Source organism: Flavobacterium panacagri (assembly GCF_030378165.1).
Classification (GTDB): domain Bacteria; phylum Bacteroidota; class Bacteroidia; order Flavobacteriales; family Flavobacteriaceae; genus Flavobacterium; species Flavobacterium panacagri.
In genome coordinates, this window is the sequence record NZ_CP119766.1 from 4872576 (window position 1) to 4899112 (window position 26537).

At 36.3% G+C, this 26537-nt stretch carries 12 protein-coding genes; all 12 read right to left on the bottom strand.

Features of this window, described 5'->3' with window-relative positions:
• Nucleotides 1-250 precede the first annotated feature (250 nt).
• Nucleotides 251-970 carry a hypothetical protein gene (locus P2W65_RS20890; RefSeq protein ID WP_289660849.1) on the bottom strand — a complete coding sequence of 240 codons (720 nt, stop codon included), beginning with the start codon at nt 968-970 and terminating at the stop codon, nt 251-253.
• Between the two features lie 153 nt (nt 971-1123).
• Complete coding sequence (locus tag P2W65_RS20895; RefSeq protein ID WP_289660851.1) at nt 1124-2356, bottom strand: phage tail-like protein; 1233 nt, start codon at nt 2354-2356, stop codon at nt 1124-1126.
• Nucleotides 2357-2701: 345 nt separating this feature from the next.
• Nucleotides 2702-7942 (bottom strand): beta strand repeat-containing protein, encoded by a 5241-nt coding sequence (locus P2W65_RS20900; RefSeq protein ID WP_289660853.1) that lies wholly within the window; start codon nt 7940-7942, stop codon nt 2702-2704.
• 384 nt (nt 7943-8326) lie between these two features.
• Nucleotides 8327-10261, bottom strand: a complete 1935-nt coding sequence (locus tag P2W65_RS20905) for a glycoside hydrolase family 43 protein (protein ID WP_289660855.1) — start codon at nt 10259-10261, stop codon at nt 8327-8329.
• A gap of 48 nt (nt 10262-10309) precedes the next feature.
• The gene (locus tag P2W65_RS20910; RefSeq protein ID WP_289660857.1) at nt 10310-12868 is read right to left on the bottom strand and encodes an alpha-L-arabinofuranosidase family protein; all 2559 of its coding nucleotides are present in this window, start codon (nt 12866-12868) and stop codon (nt 10310-10312) included.
• A complete protein-coding gene (locus tag P2W65_RS20915; protein ID WP_289660859.1) occupies nt 12868-14238 on the bottom strand; it encodes a glycoside hydrolase family 27 protein in 1371 nt (456 codons plus the stop codon). Before P2W65_RS20915 ends, P2W65_RS20910 begins: the two co-directional genes overlap by 1 nt.
• 219 nt (nt 14239-14457) lie before the next feature.
• Nucleotides 14458-16881, bottom strand: a complete 2424-nt coding sequence (locus P2W65_RS20920) for a glycoside hydrolase family 2 TIM barrel-domain containing protein (RefSeq protein WP_289660861.1) — start codon at nt 16879-16881, stop codon at nt 14458-14460.
• 147 nt (nt 16882-17028) lie between these two features.
• A complete protein-coding gene (locus tag P2W65_RS20925; RefSeq protein WP_289660863.1) occupies nt 17029-18612 on the bottom strand; it encodes a glycoside hydrolase in 1584 nt (527 codons plus the stop codon).
• A gap of 131 nt (nt 18613-18743) precedes the next feature.
• Complete coding sequence (locus P2W65_RS20930) at nt 18744-20381, bottom strand: glycoside hydrolase (protein ID WP_289660865.1); 1638 nt, start codon at nt 20379-20381, stop codon at nt 18744-18746.
• Nucleotide 20382: 1 nt separating this feature from the next.
• Entirely contained in the window at nt 20383-21984 is a 1602-nt protein-coding gene (locus P2W65_RS20935; protein ID WP_289660867.1) for a RagB/SusD family nutrient uptake outer membrane protein, read from the bottom strand.
• An 11-nt stretch (nt 21985-21995) separates the two neighbouring features.
• Entirely contained in the window at nt 21996-25028 is a 3033-nt protein-coding gene (locus P2W65_RS20940; RefSeq protein WP_289660869.1) for a SusC/RagA family TonB-linked outer membrane protein, read from the bottom strand.
• Nucleotides 25029-25074: 46 nt separating this feature from the next.
• A complete protein-coding gene (locus P2W65_RS20945) occupies nt 25075-26472 on the bottom strand; it encodes a hypothetical protein (protein WP_289660871.1) in 1398 nt (465 codons plus the stop codon).
• Nucleotides 26473-26537 lie beyond the last annotated feature (65 nt).

Genomic DNA, 26537 nt, shown 5'->3' on the forward strand with positions numbered 1-26537 from the left:
TTTTTTATACACCCCCTAGTTCTATATTTACACTAAAAAACACTAAAAACCTGACAACATTTTATCGAAAAAACGCTAGACACATTGAAAAAAAAAAAACATTTATAAGGCAACCTAGACAGGTTGCTTTATAATTGAATATCAATCTATTATTACTTTTTATAATCACCTTTACCTCTCTTGCATTACAATATACAGAGAGATAAAAGTGATTGAATACTAATTTAATTACTGCTTTTTGAGCACTTAATTATTTAACCCACTGAATTTCTATCTTGTCATTGGTTATAAAAGCATAGTCATCAGGAACTGTTGTATTCTGATATTTAACCGTTACAGTAGTTCCTGCCAAAGTATAATCTTGACCTGCCACTAATTTTGCGCCATTACGATATACCCATACTTTTTGCACATTATCTACTGGAAGAGTATCATCGTTAAAAGTGATATTTGCACCCTCAGTAGCTGGTAATACTGTCTGTCCTCCATTTACCAAATCTGCAAATTTCATTTTCATAGTTTCACCTGTGGCTTCATTACGTACTAAAAGAGTTAGACCTGTTCCTGTACCATGTGCAGATTGGGTAGTTGCATCAGTTGAAGCAGTTTCGTTAGTTACCAACGTAATTCCGTCCAAAGCAAATTTTGCACCTTTTGCATCAATATAGGTGTCATCAGTTAATGTACCTCCTAATTGCCATGTAGTTACAATACCTCTATCAGCGGTATTATTTGTTATTTGGGTAATTCCATTTTTGACTTGTAAATATTTAATCGTCCCTTTATTGTCAATTACCCTCACAGATCCTTGACTATCGGCTGTACCATTTCCAATTTGCCCCATAGTTGTAGGATCTTGTTTTTTTATGGCGTTCGATTGGTCTTGTGCCTGAGCATTAAAGCCTGCTAAAGCTAATGACAGTGCGAAAATTGCTTTTAAACTTGTTTTTTTTATTGTATTATTTTTCATGATTGAAATTTGTTAATATTTATTGGTTACTGTTGTTTATTATGAATATTTAAAAAAAATATCCTGTTTGTTTTTTTTCTTTTTTTCTATTTCATTTCACATATTTCTATATTGTTTAAGAATTATTTTTTTATTTTAATATCAATGTATTATTTACCTCCATTGGTAAATTTTTATTTGATCGCCTTCCAAACATCCTCCATTAGTATCAGCATATAGCTGCAGTGTTAATTGGGAAGTTCCTGGAGTTGCGGTAAAATTTATTTCGGTACCGTTTCTAAAAACTTGTATTTTATCTAAAGAGCTAATGGGCTGTGTAGTAGAAAAATCCTTCTGTCCATTAAAAGCAGTAAATTCCTCTTTTATAACCCCAGTCAACTCGTTGCTACTTATTTTTCTGATGACACCCGTATTAGGCTCCACCATAAGTAATTCCTCAGATGGAGTTCCCTGCTGCAAGCCTTTAAGAGCCAAAGTATTGGTATTATCAGTAGTTATGGTAGTGGGTTGGGTTAAACTTCCTCCTAATTGTACCTTGCCGTTGGCTGCGGTTAAACCATTGTCTGCAGCAATTAGCACAGGAACGGATGCTGTGGTTGCTACTCCGTTTACAGTGGATACTAAATTTCCATCTACCGCTGTTAAAGTGTTGCTGTTGATTATAGTTACATTTGGTCCCGTAACACCATTTACAGTAGTGTTTAACAGGTTTCCAGCAGAAGTGTTAGATACCGTTGCAGCAGGCATTGAAGGTGTATTGATTTTATAAGGATCTGCGGTTGTTCCAGAACCGATTACTGTTGTATTAGTTCCGTCAACAATTAAACCAATGCCACCTTGTGCTCCAGCGACTCCGTCGTTTCCTGGAATACCTTGTGCTCCACTATCTCCTTTGTCTCCTTTTGCCCCATTATTTCCAGCTATTCCTGGAGGTCCCTGCGGTCCGACTGGCCCCACTGGTCCTACTTGTCCAACCAATTGTAAAACATTTGAAACGCCGTTTTCATCTTTGTAGGTTAATCTATTGGTATTGGCATCATACGTCAGGGTAGTCAATGTTTCATTAAATATAACAGGGTCACTTTTTCCTATTAATCTAATCCACTTATCAGTTTGCCAATAATAAAAACCTGGAGTCACATCATTTACTGTCGCTGTATTATAAACCAGCAAACTATTTGTAATGGCACCTGCAACCGGACTTTGATTTGTAGTTTGTATTAAAGATAGTCTTGGAATGAGTAAACCTTTATTTGTAGCAGTTACATCCAATTGAGCTGAATTAGCAGGAGTCAGTGTTCCAACTCCTACTTGCGCATGGCCTAAAAAACTTATAATAAAAATTATAAGAATAAATAATGACTTCTTAGGTAGTTTTAAGTTCATCTTGATTAAATTAATTTCTTAAAATCTAATGTTTAATTGTTTTTGTTAGAAGGGTTTTAGAAAATGCAAATTTCCGTTTAGGAGGCGATATTTTTTTACCATTAAACGTTTTTAAAATATCAGATTAAGACATTGTTATTACATATTGAATATCAATAAGTTAAACAAATAGAAATGATAAATGTTTTTTCTTACAAATTACAGGCAGACAAATAATATTCTAAAAATGGGTTTTAAAGGAAAGAAAGTGTTTTTGGCTATCAGAATATGCAAAAAACATTTAGGCACAGATGATTAAATATTAAAAAATCAGCATATTACCAGCCTCATTAAACACTATTCCTTTTAGAACTTTGAAATAGTTTGCCATTTATCGCTTCCAGCAGTAATAATCTGGTAGGCTGTTTTGATATCAACCGATATAGAAGTATCTGTTTCGTTAACCGAAGCACTTGCACCTGTAAATGTGATCGTAACTACGTTAGCTGCAAAACTGTCAACGCGCTTAATATTAAATACTCTTCCAACAGCTACACCAGAAGGAACTGTAACGGTCACATTATTCGAAGCTGCATCTATTAATATCACATTATCTGTTGCAGGATCTACGGTATAATCAGCCGTGTTTCTCACAATATTCATCGTAACGGCACTACTACTTGTTGGAGAAACGGTTCTTAAATTGCCACTTGCATCAACAGTAACGATATTGTCTGTTGGTGCACCTGCTGGCAAAGTACGTACACGGGCAGCTCCATTAATATCTAAAGTGGCTGTTGGCGCATTCGTGTTAACACCTATTCTGCCTGCAGTTCCTCCTCCAACACCATTTACACCTGTTCCAAATAAAGTATTACCAATGTTCATTTCGTTACTGACAGTTTGTGTCGAAGCATTTATATTAATCCCAGATGCCCCACCAATCAATATATTATTGTTGCCAGTAGTAAGACCAACCAAATTTCCAGTACCCGTATTAGTTCCAATAGCTACATTATAGTTGCCTATTGTGGCAATAGCAAGAGTATTTGCCCCTACAGCAATATTATTAGAACCTGTAGTGTTTACAGCAAGTGCACTATATCCAAGTGCTACATTATTACTCCCCGTGGTATTTACATTCAATGCTGTAGATCCCAAAGCACTATTGTAAGCACCGGTACTAGTCGCTGCCCCGCCAGGTCCTGCGAGTGTCAAATAACCTACAGCTGTATTCCAGCCACCGGCAGCACTGCCTATAAACTTGCTTAATGCCAGCCCGCCTACTGCGGTATTACCTACTGTAGTCGTTAATCTATTCAGGGCATTAAATCCTACTGCTGTATTATCTCCAGCACTAGCTCCTGATGATCCCAACGCACCTACTCCTATAGCGGTACTTTCAAAAGAAGCCGAGTTCATGGACTGATAACCTAAAGTAGTATTGCTGGTAGTAAGCATACCTGATGGAGTATTGTTTATGCGGAACAATAGAGGCTGATTACTAATCGTGCCTAAAAAGTTACTTGTTGTTGTACCTGTATTTCCAGATGTTAGCCAACCTATAGTACCCACTGCATCTGCTACCGTTCTTTGGTGTAAGACTCCGTTACTATCCGTTGTTACCAGATTATCTGTTGTAGGGGTTGTAACAGTTTGTAAACCTGAAATAGCCAAAGTATTTGTAGCATTAGTAGCAATGGTACTCGGTTTTATTAAACTTCCATCTAATTGTACATTACCATTAATTACTGTTAAACCATTGTTCGCTGAAATTAGCACCGAAACTTCTGGTGTTGTTGCTACACCATTTACTGTTGATACCAAGTTGCCGTTTAGAGCTGTTAAGGAGTTATTGTTGACAATCGGTGCACCTGTGCTTGTTTTTCCGTTCACGGTCACAGTTGCCGTATTTCCTACAGATGCATTAGAGACAGAAGTTGCGTCTGCCAGCGATGTTGACGTGAATAAAGATCCTCCGTCTGTTCCAACAGTTAAAATATTTCCTGCATTTGTACTGGTTACATTCGCCGTCTGACTGGTTCCGCTTTCATTAGTATACGTAATAACTCCAGTACTTGCAGTCTGAACTAAATCAGTAACGGTCTGCGATGCCGAAATTGCAGGAGCTAAATCCAAAGCCGTACTTGAAACTCCGTTTACCGTTGTTGTCAGGTTTGTTCCTGTTAAAGAAGTTTCATTTAAATTAATAATATTGACATTGTTGCCAGTTACATCGTTTACCCTTGTATTCAAGATATTTCCAGTTGATGTATTTGAAACACTACTGACAGTAACTAAATCGCTTGGAGCTATTATTTTTAAAACTCCATTGGCATCAGCTACGACTAAATTATTTGTCGCTATTCCTGTTCTAAGTCCATCAATTCGAACAGGGTCATCAGTCCCAATAGTTTGAGGTGAAACATGAAGCGTGTTGGTTGGCGTATCAATATTAATACCAATTTTTGAAGCTTTAGCAGAAGTTGAAAGATTATTAATTCCTGTGCCAAAAATAGCATTTCCAATATTTAATCGGTTATTTCCACCTGTTGAAGGAGTCAGTGGAAAAAGATCGACAGTATTTCCTATAATAATATTTTGATTTCCTGTTGTTAGGTTCATCCCGGCTTGATAACCTAAAACTGTGTTACCAGTTCCAGAGTTTAAAACACCAAGAGCAGAATTACCTATTGCAATATTCTGATTACCTGTAGTTTTAACTATTAACGCTCCTACTCCAATTGCAGTGTTAAAATTCCCAGTATTAACTTCTAAAGCTCTATATCCCATAGCAACATTACTTGTTCCGCTTGCTGTACTTGTTAGTGTATTATGCCCAAAAGCTGTATTATTGGTACCTACCGAATTTGACAATGCTCTAAGTCCAAAAGCTGTGGCACCAGTTTGAGACAACATTCCAGCTTTTACATTGTTAATTTTAAACATTAAAGGTTGTCCATCTGTAGTTCCTAAAAAATTCACTGTAGAATCTGTTCCTCCGTTACCTGTCGTTCTCCAAAAATTTGCTGTAGCAGGAGTTATAGTACGCAATACACCTGTTGACGTAGCTACTACAAAATTATCAGTTGTTGAATTGCCAGTTTGTAAACCTGCAAATGCAAATGTATTGGTAACATCTGTAGTTATGGTCGTTGGTTTTATTAAGGTTCCATCTAATTGTACGTTGCCATTAGTCGCAGTTAAGCCATTGTTCGCTGCAATTAGCACCGAAACTTCTGGTGTTGTTGCTACACCATTTACTATTGATATCAAGTTGCCGTTTACAGCTGTTAAGGCGTTACTGTTTACAATTGGTGCGCCTGTGCTAGTTTTTCCGTTCACGGTCACAGTTGCTGTGTTTCCTGCAGATGCGTTAGAGACAGAAGTTGCGTCTGCCAGCGATGTTGACGTGAATAGAGATCCTCCGTCTGTTCCAACAGTTAAAATATTTCCTGCATCTGTACTGGTTACATTCGCGGTCTGATTGATTCCGCTTTCATTGGTATACGTAATAACTCCAGTACTAGCAGTCTGAACTAAATCAGTAACGGTCTGCGATGCCGAAATTGCAGGAGCTAAATCCAAAGCCGTGCTTGAAACTCCATTTACAGTTGTAGTCAGACTTGTTCCTGATAATGAAGTTTCATTTAAATTGACAATCGGAGCACCAGTACTTGTAATTCCGTTTACCGTAACTGTTGCTGTATTGCCAGTTGAAGCATTGGAAACTCCGCTGACTGCATCTGATGTTGAGGAAACTCCATTTACATTTGAAGTCAGTGTATTTCCCGCCAGACCTAAAGTATTGGTTGTGCCGGAAGCTAAAATTGGACTTAAATCTAAAGCCGTACTCGAAACTCCATTTACAGTTGTAGTCAGACTTGTTCCTGATAATGAAGTTTCATTTAAATTGACAATCGGAGCACCAGTACTTGTAATTCCGTTTACCGTAACTGTTGCTGTATTGCCAGTCGATGTATTGGAAACTCCGCTCACAGCATCTGATGTTGAAGAAACTCCATTTACATTTGAAGTCAGTGTATTTCCCGCCAGACCTAAAGTATTGGTTGTACCGGAAGCTAAAATCGGACTTAAATCTAAAGCCGTACTTGAAACTCCGTTTACAATTGTAGTCAGGCTCATTCCTGATAATGAAGTTTCATTAGAATTTACAATCGGAGCGCCGGAACTTGTAATTCCGTTTACCGTAACTGTTGCTGTATTGCCAGTCGATGTATTGGAAACTCCGCTCACAGCAGCAGAGGTTGAAGAAACTCCATTTACATTTGAAGTCAGTGTATTTCCCGTCAGACCTAAAGTATTGGTTGTGCCGGAAGCTAAAATCGGACTTAAATCTAAAGCCGTACTCGAAACTCCATTTACAGTTGTAGTCAGACTTGTTCCTGATAATGAAGTTTCATTTAAATTGACAATCGGAGAACCAGTACTTGTAATTCCGTTTACCGTAACTGTTGCTGTATTGCCAGTCGATGTATTGGAAACTCCGCTCACAGCAGCAGAGGTTGAAGAAACTCCATTTACATTTGAAGTCAGTGTATTTCCCGTCAGACCTAAAGTATTGGTTGTGCCGGAAGCTAAAATCGGACTTAAATCTAAAGCCGTACTTGAAACTCCGTTTACAATTGTAGTCAGGCTCGTTCCTGATAATGAAGTTTCATTTAAATTGACAATCGGAGCACCAGTACTTGTAATTCCGTTTACCGTAACTGTTGCTGTATTGCCAGTCGATGTATTGGAAACTCCGCTCACAGCATCAGAGGTTGAAGAAACTCCATTTACATTTGAAGTCAGTGTATTTCCCGCCAGACCTAAAGTATTGGTTGTGCCAGAAGCTAAAATAGGACTTAAATCTAAAGCCGTACTCGAAACTCCATTTACAGTTGTAGTCAGACTTGTTCCTGATAATGAAGTTTCATTTAAATTGACAATTGGAGCACCAGAACTAGTTACTCCATTTACTGTAATTGTGGAAGTATTGGCAGTTGAAGCATTAGAAACAGTCGTAGATCCAACCGGAATTGAAGAAACATCTAACATTGCACCACCATCAATTCCCACCTTAAGTAAATTACCCGCACCAGCACTTACCACTTGGGATGTAGTTGAATTTCCTGCTTCGTTTGTGTAAGTTATTGCTCCTGTTGCTGTATTTTGAATCTGGTTTGTTACAGTTTCATTAGCTTTTACAATTGTACTAAAATCAATTATTTGAGAATTTCCAGAATTATCAATATATGAAAAAGTCTGATTAACCGAATTGTAAATAACAGATCCAGCTGGCACAGCTGTTTCTCCTGACACTACAATTCGATTCCATTTATTGTCAAACCAGTAATAATATCCTGGTTTTATATCTGCAACTGTTGCGGTATTAAACACAAGTAAGCTATTAACGTTTCCGTTAGTAATTGTAGATGTATCTGTCGAAGCTGTTAAATTTATTCTGGGAATCAGTACTCCTCGATTAGCTGCAACAACTTCTAATTGTGAAGAGGCATTAGGCACTGGTGTACCTATTCCAACTTGAGAATAAATAGTAAAACTCCCTAAAAATATAAATATGCAAAGTAATTTATTCTTCATAAGATTGAATTATTAGAATTAACAATTTTAAATTATAACAGAAATAAAAAAACAGAGAAACAAATTCTTGCCCCTTTTGACTGGGCTGAATTCTGAAAAAACTATTGCTTAAACGAAAAAAATAATTGATAAGTGGCAATTGTATTCCTAATACACTGATTTAAAAAGGCAGGTAATACTAAAAGGAAAATTGGTGCAGATATGTGATTTAACTAAAAAATAATCTATTTATTTTTTGATTTGTAAATTTAAACAAAAATAAAGTACTAATAATCAAATATTTAAAACTTTATTATTACTAAAAAACTTATACAGAAGCATTTAGACAAAAAAAAAGCCAATTTCTTAATTGAAATTGGCTTTAAATTCTGAGCTAATAAAAACTTATTTTAAACTTTCTATTCCTTTATGTGTTGGAACAACCTGCTTAATAGTTCCATCTGCATTAAACTCTAATTTATCAATGCAGACTTCACGATGAAAACCTCCTGCATTGCCCATTTTTATTCCTGTCGGATAAGAGAATCTGTGATAGACAATGTACCATTCATCTTTGTTTGGAATTTGTAATATCGAATTGTGTCCTGTTGCATAAATTCCTTCTTCTGGTTTTCCTTGAATAACAATATTATTCTCTGGAATTTCTAACGGTCCAGTCGGAGAATTTGAAATTCCGTATCTTACTTTATATTTCGGACTTCTGGTATCATCTTCACTCCAAAAGAAATAATATTTTCCGTTTCTGTAAATCACATAAGTTCCTTCACGGAAAGAATTATTTACTGTTATGATTTTTTGAGTATTTGGCTTCAGAGAAACCATATCTGGATTTAATTCGGCTACAGCCATATACATATTTCCCCAGTACAAATAACTTTTGCTCGTTTTAGGATCTGTAAAAACGTCGGGGTCAATTTCTTGTCCGTCTTTTATTCCTTCTGGTCTTTGGGCTACAATTGCTTTTCCACTGTCTTTAAAAGGGCCTGTTGGATTATCTGAAACCGCTACTCCCACCTTTTGAGCAGCAGTAAAATAATAGAAATATTGATACTTTCCTTTTATCTTTTTCTCCACAATACAAGGTGCCCAAGCATTTCTATTTCCCCAAGGGACATCTTTTTTAAGATCAAGAATTACGCCTTCATCTTTCCAATCTACTAAATTATCTGATGAAAACGTTTTAAAATAATAACCAGACCAACTGTCAAATCCATCGCTTGTTGGATAGATATAATATTTCTTTGTTTTATTTGAGTAAAGAATTTCAGGATCGGCATAATAACCTTCTAAAACGGGATTGTGATTTACTTTTGGAAATTTTTCAGGAATTCCCCATTTGTCTGTAATTCGTTTTAATTCAGAACGTGTGATCGGCAGAATAGTTCCGTGACGCGGATTAAAATCCATTGAAATATCATTATCAATTACACTAAAATTTTCTAGGTCTTTCGTTTTTGTGAATTGATATCTTCCTTTGGTATAAACATCATACATCAAAATATATTCATCAGAATTGTTTAGTTTGAAAACACTCGAACCTTCTACTCCATCTTTTGTTTGTTGCAGATAATTGTCATTTTCAATCCATTTTCCTGAAGTCAAGTCTTGTGTAACTGCCACTTTGATTCCTGGCGTATTGGTTTCTGTTTTATAGAAAAGATGATATTCTCCATTTTTTTCGATAATATCACCATCAATACAAGCGTTACCAGATTTTGGAACAAACAATAATTTCGGCTCACTTTCTAAAGCTGTAAAATCTTTGTTCGCATAAGCGTAATAAATTTTATCAGGACCACCAGCATGCTGCATACTAAAATAAATCATGTATTTTCCTGCTTTCGCATCATAAATAGTCTGCGGTGCCCAAACTCTTTTTAGATTTTCGTTTCCTGGAAATGTATTCTGAATATTTACAATACTGCTTTTCCAGTTAACCAAATCGGTACTTTTTAGTAAAACCATAGCACGGTTGCTGTCCCAGCCTTTTGAAGAAGTCATATCAGTCAAAACCATATAAAATGTTTTGCCATCATCTCCACGTAATATATGCGGATCACGAACACCTCCTGTAGAACTTATTGTTTTACTGTCTATAACAGGTTTGTTGCCGTTAAGACTGTAATAGTGATATCCATCTTGACTTACGGCATAATTAACCGCTTCTTCTTCGACTTTATTTCCAATAAAATATACGAATAAATAAGCTGTTAAATCTTTCTCTGCCACTGCAGGCGGAATTCCTTTTGGTTTATCTTGTGCTTGTAAAAAAGTTGAAGTCAATAACAAGAATACAAGACTGAATTTTAATTTTTTCATTTTATAAAAAGTTTATTGCTGTTGTATTTTCGAAAATAATACAACAGCTTATTTTTTGGTTTTAATACGAATCAAAGTAAAAGAATATGGAGGTAATTCTTTTGAAAATGCTTCTTTAACAGTAACATTTTTAGTTATGGGTCTAGCATCTGTTTTTTCTGGATTTCCCGCTAATACCGTATAACTTGCATTTTCAGTTGTAGCCAAATTAGCGATTTCAATTGATGGCGTAACCGCAACTGGAAGCACATTAACCAATTTTATAATCAAATCTCCCGAAATACTTTCTTTAACAACAGATACTCCAATGCGTTTATTAACCTCAGCATTATCCGAAGCTTTTATACTTCTCTCCAAATAAATATCGCCAGGATTCTGACCGTAAAGTTTTTGAACGAAATAATTCACAGTCGGTTTTACTTCATTTCCATTAAAATATATGAGATCTGGATTCCATTGCGTATGTTTTTCTCTTGCTAATAACGGCGCATAAGAAGCCATTGAAACCACATCTCCATTTCGTTCAACACCTGTAAGATACAATGCCTCGGCTAATGCATTATAAAACTTATTGCCCCACGAAGCATATTCTCCCAGATAGACTTTAGATTTAGAACGATCATAGCTATCATAAAAATCCTGATTATTGATAAACCAGCCCGGAGATTGGTAATAATGTTCATCAACAAGTGGTAGTTTCAAATCATCGGCAATTCTCCATCCTTCTCTATAATCTGTTCCTTCAAAAAATGGCCCGACAGTACCGATAATTATAATCTCAGGATATTTTTGCTGTACTGCTTTTACGATCATTCGATAACGTTCTTCAAAAACATCGCTGATTAAATCTTCATTTCCAATCCCGACATATTTTAGATTGAAAGGTTTAGGATGTCCAGCTTCAGCACGTTTTTTACCCCAAACGGTATTGACACTTCCGTTAGCATATTCAATTAAATCCAAAACATCCTGCACATATTCGTCCATATCTTCCATCGGAATTCCGAATTGCTGTCCAGATCCTCCATCAGATGAATTTTGGCAAGGAACTCCCGCTGCTAAAACTGGAACAGGCGCCGCACCTAAGTCTTCACAAAACTGAAAATACTCAAAATAGCCCAATCCCATTGATTGATGATAGCCCCAAATATTTCGCGATCCAATTCGGCTTTCAAGCGGGCCAATGGTGTTTTTCCATTTATAGATATTATGCAATCCATCTCCATGTGCTACACAACCGCCTGGAAAACGTACAAATTTTGGATGCATTTCCGCAATTGCTTCAGCTAAGTCTAAACGTAATCCGTTTTTACGATTTTTAAATGTTTTCTGCGGAAAAAGTGAAACCATATCAACAGCAGTTTCTCCATTGGTACTAATTTCTAAATGAGCATCATTTACTGTTTTTAAAGGTTTTAAAACTAGATTAAATTTCTTCCATGAATTTGACGGAGTAAATGCTGCTTCCGCTAAAGTTTCTCCGCTTGCCGTTTTCAGACGAACAATCGCTTTTGTTCCTTTAGCAAAAACACTAAAATCGTATTTTTCATTCGCTTTAAGCGCAATTCCATCAAAACCAGAATTACTAATACTTCCTTTTGAAATTACAGCATAATTAGGATTATTAGCATGAATTGGATTCTCTTTTTCAATTTTAAAATTCCCGCTCCAAGCCATTGAAGCATTCCATTTTTCATCTCTTCCTTTTTTATCATGAAGCGAATATTCGAAATCACGATTCTGAATCAATTCTCCGTATAAACCGCCATCTGCTGCATAATTGATGTCTTCAAAGAAAACCCCCGTTAGCATATTGCTGATTTTTTTTGAATCCTGACCGTTTATTTTAATTTCGGCCTTAACCGGTTTTAAACCTAAGAAAAGTAAACTATCACTTTTAGGAGAAGTATTATTTTGTTTATCTCTAAACTTAACCGACTCCATATTTTTAATCATGTTGTCAACCAAACTCCAATTAACCTGATGTATCGTTCCTTGTAAAACTTCGCCTTGAATTTTGATTTCATTTCTTAATTTTAATGAAGAAGCATTAGCATCAATTACAGTAGGAGTATAATTTTGGAAATCTTTTGTGGCAGTATAATAATTTTTCCCGCTTTCGCTAAAGTGAACCAGATATTGCCCTTCTTTTTGGCTGACCTGAACATTTAGAATTACCGATTTATCTTCGCCTTTTCCAACAAAATTTTTCATTCCCTGAATATAATTTTGTCTTCCCCAATTGATCAAGTCTTTGCTTTCTGAATGCGCAAAAACATCATCCCTAACACTCCAAAAACAGTGAAAAATTCCAGCATTATCTTTAACTAAAAAAGCTTCTGACATACTTTTTCCCGTTGGCCCCCAGCTTCCAAAGTCTGATTTTAGGAAACTGAATTCAGGGCCAATCGCAAACCAGTTTTTCTGATCTGTACTCCATGCAAAATGAAGTCCGTTTTTTCCATTATTTTTTACAGTAGAATAAGCAAACAAATACACTTTATCTGGATTTTTATCATTTGTTTTGATGTTAAATCCAGATATTCCAAAAATAATAAGAAAAGATAGAATCAGTTTTAAACTACTATCAAGCAAAAACCTTTTCATTATTTTTTGCTTTTTAATTGATACAGAACTGAACTATGCGGTTTTAAATCGGCTCCAATTTCTTTTGAAGTTGTTTTAGATTTTTCTCCTGTCCACATATTTAAAACTTCAGCTGTACCTGAAATTCCAAGGTCTGAAAGATTTACAGATACTTTCTCTGAGTCCTTATCTGAAATATTGAATAGCGCCAAATAAACACTTCCGTCCTTTGCATTTTTTGAAGTCACTGCAATTTTTCCGTCTTGCTGGAAAAGTTGTTTTACAGCCGTGCTTTCGTTATGCATTTTTACAACTTCTTTATTCGTCAATAATGATAAAGTGAAAGCATCATTACTTGGTAAATCTCCGCCAAAAAACAATGGCGATTTGAAGATATTGAAAAATGTAATTAAAGTATATTGCTCGTCTTTTGTTAAACGAGTCATTCTGTCGTTGCCACGTTCTCCTCTAATCGAAATACGTCCTAACGGAATCATATCGCAATCTGGCCATGTTCCCGGTGCAATGTATGGGTACCATTTTTGTGCTACATCCATTAAATGTGTGATATGCGGCCAAGTATCCCAAACATCATCAACCATACGCCACATGTTAGCATGTGTACTTACGTGCTGTGCAGCAGAAATTGGTGTTTCTCCTGGCGACGTGCTTAATACAATCTTGCGTCCGCAATGGTCAATCGCATTTCTAATCAAATTGATTTCGCCTTCGTGATAAGGTCTTGATAAATCATCAATTTTAATAAAATCTACTCCCCATTGTGCGTACAATTCAAAGATAGAATTATAATATTCCTGAGCTCCCGGTTTATCCGCTACAACTGTATAATTGTCTCTCAACCATTCGCACTGTAATGCTGTTGAATAGATCTGATCTGCTGTAATTCCGTTTGTTCCTTTAATCGGCATTTTATCTTCAACCGCTTTTTTCGGAATACCACGCATAATATGAATTCCAAATTTCAATCCTTTTTTATGAATATAATCGGCTAACGGTTTAAAACCTTGCCCGTCTTTTGCTGAAGGAAATCGGTTTACAGCAGGAAGATATCTTCCGTACTGATCGATCACATAACGTGGATCCGTTTGATTGTATCCACCTGCTTTGTCATTTTCGACAAACCATCGGATATCCACTACGACATATTCCCAGCCAAATTTCTTCAGCTCTTTTGCCATATAATCGGCGTTGGCTTTTACTTCATGTTCTTCAACAGTCGGCCCGTAACAATCCCAGCTGTTCCAACCCATCGGTGGTGTCTGAGCCCATTGTTTAAATTCTTCTTTTTGAAATGGTTTGGTTTGTGCGGTAGATACAATTGATAGGAAAAATGTTCCCATCATCATGGCTAGTAAGTTAGTTTTTTTCATTGTTTTATGGTTATGTGTATTTTTTACACTTTAAATATAATAAAAAAAAAATATCCCATTGTTTTTTTGTCAATTACTTGATACAATGGGATAAACAATTTCATTATTATATGCTTTTCATCTCAATCGATGAGAGATTAATAACGTTTCAATAGGACATTCTATATTTTACATTAATGGTTACCTCTACTACCTATGAGATGTTCCGATGGAACATTTTTATTTTACATTAATCGTAACCTCAACTGGTTTTAGCCATTGGCTTGTGAATTTAACTTTGATAGGTTCTGTCGAATCTCCTTTTGACTGAATATAAGCTGCAATATGTCCGTGGAAAACTCTCTGCACATTATCCGTATAATCAGTCATATCGCTGTTGTTTCCTGCTTCTAATCCTAATAATGTTCCTGGGCCACTTATTGTACACGTAACTTCATTATCTGAAAGCATTACCGGAAGTCCGTTTTGGTCTTTAACCTGAACCATGATTTTTGCTACACCTTTCTCTTTGCTGATTGTGATGTTTTTCTCTGCAATTGTCAATTCAACCGGCTGTTGTGTTGAATTAATCGCATAACGACTCACTTCTTTATCGCTTTTATCTAAACCAACAACCTCTAATTTCCCTGAAGCAAATGGAATATCCCAATATATAATTCCTGTTTTTTCGTCGTATAATTTAGCTTCTCCAATTACTTTACCGTTCAATTCTAAACGTGCTTTTGCAGCGTTGGTATAACAAACCACACGGATTTTTTGTCCGTTTTCGTAATTCCAAATTGCCCATGCATCTTTAGAAATATCTTTTTCATTTACTAAAGGATACGTTCCTAAATACGCCATTGGTTTATCTGACCATAAAGACTGGCGGAAATATCCTCTTGGTTTGATTACTCCAGCAAAATCAACTAAACCTGAGTAAAATCCTCTTGAAGGCCATCTTCCTGATTCTCCTAAATAATCGATACCTGTCCAAAGGAATTGTCCAAAAATGAACTTATTGTTTTTTACTGCCAGCCAAGGCTCCATATCGTGAACATTCTCACTTCCGTAAATTACCCTTTTCGGATATTTAGCGTGATCTGTCTGGTATTTGCTTTCTGTATAATTGTATCCTGTAATATCTAAAGCGCCTGGATATTCTGTTTCATTAGACATGGCAACTCCTGCTAAACCAGCTGTTGTTGGACGCGATTTATCGTATTTTTTAACTGCTGCCACCAAACGTTTTGCGATAGCTCCAAGTCGCATGGCATCTGGTGCATCTGGTTTATAACCGCCATAAGCTGCTTGTCCGAAACCGTCTTTTCCTTTATCTAAAACAGGATGCGAATACGGATCGTTTGGATAATCTACTTCGTTACCAATACTCCACGCAAATACAGAAAGATGATTTCTATCACGACGCACAAAATCCTCAAGGTCTTTTTCAGCATACTCTGCGAAAATATCAAATGAGCCTTCAAAACCCGGAGTTCCGTAATTCCAGCCTTCTAACCATTTACGTTTTGGGAATTCCCATTCGTCATACGCTTCGTTTAAAACTAATAGTCCTAATTCGTCGCAAAGTTCATAAAAATCTGGTGCCTGCGGATTATGACTTGTTCTGATGGCATTTACACCAATTTCCTTCAAGGTTTGCAATCTTGTTTTCCAAACTTCTCTTGGAACTGCTGAACCTAAAACTCCAGCATCGTGATGTAAACAAACTCCCTTCATTTTCATCCATTTTCCGTTAAGAGCAAAACCATTATTTGGATCGAAAGTAAAATTTCTAAAACCTGTTTGTGTTACTGTTTTATCGATTTCTTTTCCGTCTTGTAAAACGGTTGTTTTTAACTGATACAAATTCGGATTGTCTAAATCCCATAACTGTGGATTCTTAACATTGATTTTAGCCAAAATTTTTCCGTTTTGATTGGGTGCAACTTCGACTTTAGAAGTTGTTTTTCCAACTGATTTTCCATCTTTTGAAAACAATTCATTTACAACGGTTAAAGTTGATTTCGAAGCAGAACCATTTTCTACATCTACCTCAACATTCAATGTTCCGGCTCCTTTTTTAACTTCTGGATAAGCATAAACACCCCATTGTGCAATATGAACCGGATTAGCATACACTACCCACACATTTCTATAAATTCCTGAACCCGTATACCATCTTGAATCGGCGCTCTGGCTGTGGTCAACACGAACTGAAATTGTATTTTCTCCACCGTATTTTACGAATTGAGTCGCATCATAAGCAAAAGAAATATAACCATTTGGACGTTTCCCTAATGATTTTCCGTTGATGAAAACTTCACTTCTGTTGTAAACTCCCTCAAAGTACAAATACACCTTTTCGCCCGATTTGCTCTGCGGAATATTAATTGATTTTCTGTACCAAGCTATACCGCCCGGCAAGTATCCTTGACAGCTTGCCAACGTTGGACTCAGTTGTCCTTTTACGCTCCAATCGTGCGGTACATTTACGTTCTGCCATTTAGCATCATCGAAATTGGCATTTTTTGCATCGGAAACATCCTGAAGATTGAATTTCCAATTGTCATTAATTTTCTTTGAATCTCCAAACGAAATCTGACTGCTCGCAGACAGACATGAAAAGAGTAAAACAGGGATTAAAGTTTTCTTACTTAACACTATATTTTTATTTTTTAGTTAATTTTTGGTTTCAAGATTTGGATTGGTATTCAGTTTTCAGATTTCTAGTATTCAGTTCTTGGCTTAGTTTTTATTCTTAACAAATCTTCAACTTAAAACTGAATACTAAAAATCTGAACACTGCCACTACTCAAATTCTCCCACAAACGTCACTACTGACTTTGCAGGAATCTCTAAATTATTAATTTTCTGCGAACTGGTTCTTTTTAAATTTAAATTATCAGAAGTTATATAAGGCGTGAACTCATTGTTTTTTAAAGTTCCTTTTGATAAATCGAACTTGTATTTCTGAGCTTCTTTTCCGCAATTTACTGCCACTACGATCAGTTTTTTATTTTGAATGTCTTTGTAAGCGGTCAGCATTACATCATTTGCTGAGTCCAGTTCTTTTTGGTTCGGAATATCAATTCTCTGCATTCCCGGACGAACAAAAAGCGAATAATTACCTAAAGCCCAAAGCAGTTTTGAATCGTGAAATTCGCCATCATTTTTCACATAATTGGGCTCAGTTCCTCCGTTGCTTTTTCCGTCATCCAGATAGATCAAACCGTCTTTGTAATCTACTCTTGTGATCGAAGTCCACCATTGCCATGAAGCGGCATTGGCTACTGCAATATCATTATGAATTAATCTCGCTACAAACAAAGCGGTCTGCATTCCTAAATCTCTTCCACCTCCAGAACCTCCCGGAATTTCAGCTTCTCCTGGATTTTCTAAAATACAGTATTCAGACTGCCAGTATTTTAATCCCGGTTTTTGTTTTATTTCTGCGGCGATTAATTTACGACTTAAAACTTGTCTTTCAATTGGCCAAGTTGTAAAATAACTGTGTCCAAGGATTACATTTTTAACATTTGGAAATTTAGTGACATTCGTTTTAGTCTTTCCGAAGAAAAAATCAATTTGATTGTCACGATTTTCTGCATTTACATTTTCATATAAATAATCAATTTGTGCTGCTTCTGCAATCACAATTTCAGTATTCATTTTTTTAGCTAACAGCTTTTCCGAAAGTGATTTGGTTAAATCATAAATTTCCTGATTCGTTGCCGGCGTTCCTTCCTGACTGTTGGTATCGCCTTGTTTTGGCATCCATTCCCACTGCGGTTCGTTTATTGGGCTCACATAATCGAATTTGATCCCTTCTTTTTTCTCCAATCCCTGAATACTTTGAACTAAGAAATCGGCAAATTTTGGAATTGCACCATCTTTTAGATTCAGTTTATTCTTTTGAGAGGCGAAAGATAATCCGTTGTTTGTCATGTAAACCGGAGGACTATTGGTAAAAATAAGAAATTTTTCTACTCCTCTTTTTTTAGCCGCCTGCAGAAACCATCTTTGTCCTTCTTGCTTGGAGAAATCATAAGTCCCATCAGCATTTAGAAAACATTCACTTCTTCTCCATTCATCAGAAACTTTGCTGTTTTCTCCTTGTTCCGTACTTCCGGCTCCCAGATTAAATCGCCAGATCGAAAGTCCAATTCCTTTTGGATTTCCGTTTGCATCGATTTCTTTACTGAACAGCAAATCTGCAATGGCATTTTTTTTCTGTTCTGGCCAATTTTTCCCCACAAACTGAGTTCGCCAGGCATCAGAACCTCCAAAACCGTCCATGGTTTGTACTACCTTATCTGTACTAATAGTAACAGTTCGCTGTGCAAATGACAGCGAACTAATTACCAATAAAAGCGAGAGATATATTTTTCTCATTTATTTCTTGTTTTTTAACCGCAAAGGCGCTAAGTTTTTCGCAATCCCGATAGCTATCGGGAGCAAAGTTTAATTTAAGCTTTGCGAACTTTGCGGTTTGTCTTTGCTACTTTGCGGTTAATTTTTTATTCTTATTTATACATTCCTACGTAGGTTACTACAGATCTGGCAGGGATTTCAAAACCAGAAACATCTACCGTTGTTCCTTTTTTCAAACTCAATGTTTCAGAAGTGGTGTAAGGCGTTAATTTATTGTCGGTTACTGTTCCTCCCGAAAGATTCAATTTATAGGCTTTCGCCGATTTGCTCATATTAACCGCAACCACAACTAGTTTTTTGTTTGTCGCATCTTTATAAGCGGTAACCATGACATTATTTAGTTCCGTTGTATTATCAACACTTGGAATTTGAACTCTAACCATTCCTGGTTTTACGAAGAATGAAAAGTTTCCTAATGCCCAAAGTGTTTTAGAATCTCTGATGTAACCATCGTTTTTACAATAATCTGCATTTCCAGCTCCGTTGCTTGCGCCATCATCTACGTGAATCAAACCATCTTTGTAATCTCCACGGCTGATTGCTGTCCACCATTGCCAAGAAGTTACACCTCCAACCGCAATATCAGTGCTGACAATACGAGCAGTCCAAAGTGCTAATGACATTCCTAAATCTCTTCCTGCTCCTGCTCCACCTGGAAGTTCAGCAGTTCCTGGACTTTCTAAAACACAATATTCTGATGACCAAAGACTAACTCCTCCAACCGACTGAATTCTTGATGCAGCTTCCTGTCTTGACGAAATAAGAGTGCTTAATGGCCAAGCCTGCCAATAACTGTGTCCCGAAATAGTCTTTTTTACATTGCTTAAACCTGTGATTTTTTTAGAAGAATTCGCAGCAAAGAAATAATCAATCTGATTTGATCTGCTTTCCTTTCCTGAAACGGTTTTGTACAAAGGCTCATAAGCTCCTGATTCTCCCACAACAATTTTAGCTTCTAAATTTTTGGCCTGCAATTTTGGAGATAAAATATTTACAAAACTGTAAATATTAGTATTCGTTGCCGGCGAACCTTCTTGTCCAGAACCATCCCATTCGTATTGCGGTTCATTAAACGGACTCACATAATCGATTGTTAAACCGTGTTCTGTTTTTAATTTATCTAAAGATGTAACCCAGAAATCAGCTAAATCGGGCATTTTACCGTCTTTTAAATTATAAAACTCTTTGATAGTAGCATGTGCTTTTCCGTTTTGAGTCAAATACACTGGAGCACTGTTAGCAAATGCTAATAATTTATCTACACCACGTTCTCTTGCTGCTTTCATAAACCAAACCTGTCCAGCTTGTTTTGTCATATCATAGGTAACACCGTTAGTCGTAAAACATTCCGATCTTCTCCATTCATCTGTAATATCACTGGCATCTCCCTGCTCTGCACTTCCTGCTCCAATATTAAAACGCCATAATGACAATCCAATACCTTTTGGATTTCCGTCAGCATCTAAACCTTGGCTGAACAATAAATCAGCTATTTTATTTCTTTTCTCAGTTGGCCAGTTTTTTCCAATAAAGTTACACTGCCAAGCATCCGAAGCTCCAAAACTTTCCATAGTCTGAAGATTCATATCCAAACTTACTTTCAATTCTGTTACCGCATTTTCTGAACCTGAATTTTCAGATTTCTCAGAATCACAGCTTACAAAAAGAGAACTTGCGAAAAGTAAGCCTGCACACAGCAGACTTACTCTATTTTGATTATTAATCTTCATATTAGTATCCAGGATTTTGTTTAATTACACCACCGCTCAAATCGATTTCTAATTGTGGGATTGGCCACAACAAGTTTTTAGCAGGGTTAAAATTGATTCCTTTATCCTGAGGTTCTCTCAAGTTTGTAGTTTCGTATGGATCTGTAGAACTCAAATTGTATTTCACAAAAGTTCCGTTTGGTCCCATCAATGACTCAATAACTGGTCTTCCTGTTGTTGGATCTTTCTCACGACGAATATCGAATAAACGTAACCCTTCAAAAGCCAATTCTAAACGACGCTCTTTATAGATTTGTCTTAAAAGTGTTGGACCAGAAATTCCTGTCTTTGGATCTAATTTTACACGTGCTCTGATGATGTTGATATCTCCTAAAGCATCTCCGCCTGTATGATAATTAGCTTCTGCTCTTGTTAAATACATTTCAGCTAAACGAATCAATGGAATATTTAATGGTAAGTGAGCATCTTTTTTATCTAATGAACGACGTGTTGCAATTGGAATATAATATTTACGGCAGATACGCCCCGATTTATTATCGTTTAAACTGAATTTATGTGTTGGATTTAAAACCTCATCTCCGTAAGCAGCTTCTCCCCATTTGGTAATGGTGCTTCTACGACGGATCACATCATTTTCAGATAAATAAGCATTTTCTAAATCACTTGTTGGCATGCACCATCCCCATCCGTCTAAAACATCTGCTGCATCATTACTTGGAAAATTCTTTTTGTCTTCTCCTCTTGCTCCAGATAAAGTTGGAAGAGCTGCTCCTAAGTTTCGATCTTGAACCGAAGAGGATTGCGCTTCTAAAATAGATTCTACTCCGTTATGGTTGTTTACATTCCAAATATTTAAGAAATCTGCTTCTAATTGAAACGGTCCTTCTGTAATAACTTTGTTAGCATAAGTTTTCGCTTCTGCCCATTTTTCTTGAAACAGCGATACACGAGCCAATAAAGCATAAGCAGCCCATTTGTTAATTCTACCATTTCTTGCAACTGGAGCACTTTCTAATTTTGCTGCTGCATCTTTAAGATCAGCTTCAATTTGTGCATATACATCTGCCGCAGAACTTCTTTCCAAAGTTAAATCTGATGTTCCTAATGATTTTGTATATAACGGAACTCCTCCAAAAAGATTTACTAATTCGTAGTAGCAATAAGCACGTACAAATAATGATTCTCCCATATATTGGTTTTTCTGAGCTTCAGTAATTGGTGATACAGCCATTTTCTCCAAACCAATATTTGCCGATTGAATGGTGTAGTAATGAGCCGTATAAATACCATTCATATCTCCCATATTATCTGGTGTAATGATATATTGTGAACAAGGTCTGTGCGCGCTGTTGTCCTGTCCTGTGTTTCCCATCCAAGCGTCATCAGTAGACATTTCGTTGGTTACTCTTGGAGCAGTTAATACCCACCATTCTTTTGCCAATAACAAACGCTGCGTCAATTCATTTGCATAGTTTTCGCATTCTTGTACCGTTTGAAAATAGTTTTCTAACGTCTGCTTTCCTCTTTGTTCTTTTTCAATAAAGTCGCTGCAAGAAGCTGAGAATAGAGAAAAAGCTATAATTGATACTATTATTTTTTTCATGATCTTTTTAATTAAAATGCAACATTAAGTCCCATCAAGATTGTTGGCTGTACTGGATAATTCCATCCTCCAAAACCTGCTCCTTTTACTCTGTCCTGTTTATCAGGATCTCCAGCACCTACTTCAGGATCAACTCCCGTGTACTTTGTCCAAGTCCATAAATTCTGTCCTGATAACGAAATTCTTAATTTGTCTAAACCAAATTTGTTGTAGAAAGAATACCCCAGCTGTAAGTTCTTCATACGTACAAAAGAACCGTCTTCGACATAAAAAGAAGAGAATTTTGTAAAGTTTTCGTTGTTATCATCTTTTGATAATCTCGGAATGTAGTTAGAAGTTCCTTCTCCATGCCAAGCCATTTGTTCTAATCCGCTTACTTTATTCGTTAAACTTGCTCCATTATACAAATCTGAAATATTTTCATTTACTATATCATTCCCAATACTTGAATAAAAATTCGCTATTAAATCAAAGTTTTTGTAAGCAAAATTTAAGTTCAAACCAATATTGTAATCTGCCCACGGAGAACCAATTTTTGTTCTATCCTTATCATCAATTTTTCCGTCTCCATTAAGATCTTTAAAACGAATGTCTCCCACTTGCGCATAAGGCTGTAATTTGGTTCCGTGCTCATCTGTATGCGAATTTAATTGGGTTTGGTTTTGGAATAAACCATCTGCAACATATCCGTAGAAATATCCTGGTTCGTTGCCTTTTACCGTTAATGTTCTATTGTTTGAACCGTATAGTCTTTCTCCATCAGCAGAAAGAGACAGCATTTCAACATTTACCGTTGTAAAAGTTACATCTACACCGTATGTGAAATCACCTTTTTTGTTTTTATAAGAAAGTAACAAATCGATACCACTTGACTGCATAGATCCAATGTTTGTCCACATTCTAGAGTTATCTGGAAATCCGCTGTAAGTTGGAAATTGTTTTAAGAACAACATATCGTGTGTCTGTTTTCTGTAATACTCCAAAGAACCAGATATTTTGTTTTTAAAGAATCCGAAATCAAGACCAAAACTCATGTCTTCAACCGTTTCCCATTTGATGTCTTTGTTTGCCATTGAAGAAGGATACGAAGTATCTACAACTTCACCGCCAATTACATAATAACCTTGTCCAATATTAGATTGATAAACTGCATCTGGCAACCCTTGATTCCCTACTTTACCCCATCCTGCTCTAAGTCTCAAATCACTTACAACATCTTTAGCCGATTCCATAAAACCTTCGTTTAAAATTCTCCAAGAAACTGATGCCGAAGGGAAATTGGCCCATTTATTTTCAGTCATGAATTTTGAAGAACCGTCTCTTCTGAATGTTCCTGTGAAATAATATTTACCGTCATAGTTATAAGAAAAACGAGAAATATAAGACATCAAAGAATTTGAGGTTCTGTTACCACTACTGTTACGGTTTTTAGTAGCGGCATCCAATTCTCTCATAGAATCAGAGTTGTTTGGAACTCCCTCTCCATATCCCCAAAGTTTACTTTGATTGTATTCTTCCATTGTATTACCTACCATTAAAGACGCATTGTGTTTTTCTGCGAATGTTTTATTATAGGTAATTGTGTTTTGCCATGTCCAGTTAACATCAGTAGTATTCCATTTTTCAACACTGTTGATTTCTGCTTTTTCGTGTGCAGCATCAATTACAAAATCTGGGCTGAATTTATTTCTAACAATATCCCCAACTTCAATTGAAGCTTGTGAACGAATCACTAAACCTTTGATTGGTTCGTACTGTAAATATCCGTTTGTATTCAAGTTATACTGGTCTGAATAATCGTCATATCTTTTTACAGATGCAACTGGATTCCATACATACGACGGAGATCTGGCATAAATACTGTATTCATTCTCTGTTCCGTTTAACTGATCTGGTGTTTTATAAATTGGCGTAATCGGATCAATTTTATCAAAATCTGCCCAGTTTCCAGGAGAACCCCAAGTTTCATAACGTGGGTTTAAAGTAATTCCTGCAGAGAATTTGTCAGAGAACTTGAAATCATTTGCGATTCTCATTGTGACTCTTTCCCAGCCTCCAATTCCATACATAGAATCAGAATTATAGTAGTTTAAACTGATGGCATAAGTATGTTTATCAGAACCTCCGGATATACCTAAAGAAGCATTAGTAACCGGTGTTCCTTTTCTAATTCCAGCATTCCACCAATCAGTAGTTTTTCCTCTGTATTGAGATGGATTTGGCAGATAATCTGAATAACCAGAATTGTTATAAGCCGTATTCATAATCGTTGCATAACCTTCGGCATCAGCCATATTATAAGGATTATTCATGATCTGCATACCAGAACTTAAGTCAAAATTGAATCTTGTTTTACCCACTTTTCCTTTTTTGGTAGTAATTAAAATAACTCCATTGGAAGCACGAGAACCATAAATAGCACTCGCAGAAGCATCTTTTAAAACCTCCATAGATTCGATTTCATTGTTGCTTAAGAAGTTGATGCTGGTTCCCATTGGGATACCATCAACCACATAAAGCGGATCTGTGCTTAAGTTTAAGGTAGAAATACCACGAATTAAAACCCTAGGCTGTGCTCCCGGACCTCCAACTCCCGTTACTTGAACCCCTGCAACTTTACCTTGCAGCGATTCGGTTACGTTACCCACAGTCATAGTTTGAAGCTCTTTTCCTTTTATAGAAGAAATCGAACTGGTTACATCGCTCTTTTTAACCGCAGCATAACCTACTACAACTATCTCATCTAATGCCTGGCTGGATTCTTCCAGAATTACATTAAGTTCTGTTTTATCTCCAATCGTTTCTACTTTAGTGGTAAAACCAACAAAAGTGAATTCGATCTGCGCATTTTTATTCGGAACATTCAGCACGTAATTCCCATCAAAATCAGTTGCTGCCGATGATGATGTTCCTTTTACCAATATATTCACCCCCGGAATCGGCACATTGGCTTTATCCTTTACAGTCCCTTTTATTTTTATTTGTCCAAAGGATACCGCAGTACACAAAAGGGCAATAAAAAATCCTATATATTTAAATTTCATATGAAGCTGTTTTATTTATTAATGTTACAACAAAGGTCATAACCCACTATTTTTTTGTGATAAATACTCTTTCTAATTCCGTATCTAAAACTACTTTGTATACACCCGGAGCAGCAGGATATTTAGCATTTCCATTTTCTCCTGGAGACATGGTTGCAATTCCGTTTTTAATTAATCTCCAAGATGGATCCCACCATTGTCCTGTGAAAGTAGCTTCCATAGTACCCGTTAAAGTATATTCTCCAACTAATTGATATGGATTTGAAGCATTATTAGCTAAGTGCAATCCTTTTTGTGTCCAAGCATCCCAAGTATCCCATGTTGCTCCTTGAATTCCACCACCGCAGACACTTACGAATGGTCTTCTCTGCGCTGCATCATCGTGCCATAAACCGTTTGCTATATTTGCCCAAACTTTACTTGAAGGCGTGTATTTTTCTGCAGTATATTTTAAAGTATTTGGATTTACTTTAATCTTGTAATATCCTTTTGTTGGTAAAATAATTGGTGTTGAAGACACATCATCTATTAATTCATTTGCTGCATTTAAACCAAAACAATGCGGTGCAAAATCTGATTCTTGACCTAGGAAATAAATTTCTTTATTGTCTTTATCAGCATAATATTTGAATTCGAAATCCTGTCCGCTTTTCTCATGGAAATACATTGGAACTCCAACTGCATCTGTTGTCAAATTAGTTCCTTTTGGCTGATCGCATAAATAAATGGCTGGATATTCGTTTGTTGCTACGATGTTGACATTTATTGATCCCGTGTTTGGAATCGCAAATTTATCTTTAGCTGTAATCGTTAAAGTGTAGTTTGCCGCAGTTACAGGTAAAGTATAGGTTTTATTGAAGGTATAAGATTGTGGCGAATTTGTCAACTGAACTGTTTCGTTGATTCCTAAAGCTTCCGATTTGATCTGAATAAAATCAATACCTGAATCATCGTTTACTACAAAATTTACCGGCAGTTTATTGCTTGTTGACAATAAAACAACCGCTCCATCTTTCGGCGTTATCATGGTAATACTAGGCGCAGCAAATTCTCCGTCAAGACGTAAATTGATTTCTTCGTTTACAACATTTCCTGAAACGTCTGTAATGATTAATTTTATTTTGAATGCTTCTGATGTTCCTCTGTTTGCTGGAACTTCAAAAAAGTAACTCAGATCATACGATTCTAAAAGCGGATCCGTCTTAAAACTGATTACTTTATCCAATGATAATTCTGGAATTTGAATCTGTACGCTTTTTAATCCTAAATCATCGGCAAGAGCTGCTTTGATTTCAAATTTTCTAGTTGGTGCTCCATAAATTTCTTTAGTAGAAACAACCACCGTAGGGTTATCAGAACTAGGGAATCCTGATTCATTATTTTGGCATCCCGTTAATAGAACGCCAAAAAGAGCAAGAAAAAATAAAAATACTTTTTTTTTCATTTCTTTAATTTTAAGGTTTAGTTAGTTAGGTTTCTTTCGTAATCGAAAGTTTGTTTTAATCGTAG

Excerpts from the sequence above, each read along its gene's own strand:
- P2W65_RS20895 (WP_289660851.1), bottom strand. The coding sequence starts at position 2,356 with ATGAACTTAAAACTACCTAAGAAGTCATTATTTATTCTTATAATTTTT.
- P2W65_RS20930 (WP_289660865.1), bottom strand. The coding sequence starts at position 20,381 with ATGAAGATTAATAATCAAAATAGAGTAAGTCTGCTGTGTGCAGGCTTA.
- P2W65_RS20890 (WP_289660849.1), bottom strand. The coding sequence starts at position 970 with ATGAAAAATAATACAATAAAAAAAACAAGTTTAAAAGCAATTTTCGCA.
- P2W65_RS20915 (WP_289660859.1), bottom strand. The coding sequence starts at position 14,238 with ATGAAAAAAACTAACTTACTAGCCATGATGATGGGAACATTTTTCCTA.
- P2W65_RS20910 (WP_289660857.1), bottom strand. The coding sequence starts at position 12,868 with ATGAAAAGGTTTTTGCTTGATAGTAGTTTAAAACTGATTCTATCTTTT.
- P2W65_RS20900 (WP_289660853.1), bottom strand. The coding sequence starts at position 7,942 with ATGAAGAATAAATTACTTTGCATATTTATATTTTTAGGGAGTTTTACT.
- P2W65_RS20945 (WP_289660871.1), bottom strand. The coding sequence starts at position 26,472 with ATGAAAAAAAAAGTATTTTTATTTTTTCTTGCTCTTTTTGGCGTTCTA.
- P2W65_RS20925 (WP_289660863.1), bottom strand. The coding sequence starts at position 18,612 with ATGAGAAAAATATATCTCTCGCTTTTATTGGTAATTAGTTCGCTGTCA.
- P2W65_RS20935 (WP_289660867.1), bottom strand. The coding sequence starts at position 21,984 with ATGAAAAAAATAATAGTATCAATTATAGCTTTTTCTCTATTCTCAGCT.
- P2W65_RS20905 (WP_289660855.1), bottom strand. The coding sequence starts at position 10,261 with ATGAAAAAATTAAAATTCAGTCTTGTATTCTTGTTATTGACTTCAACT.
- P2W65_RS20940 (WP_289660869.1), bottom strand. The coding sequence starts at position 25,028 with ATGAAATTTAAATATATAGGATTTTTTATTGCCCTTTTGTGTACTGCG.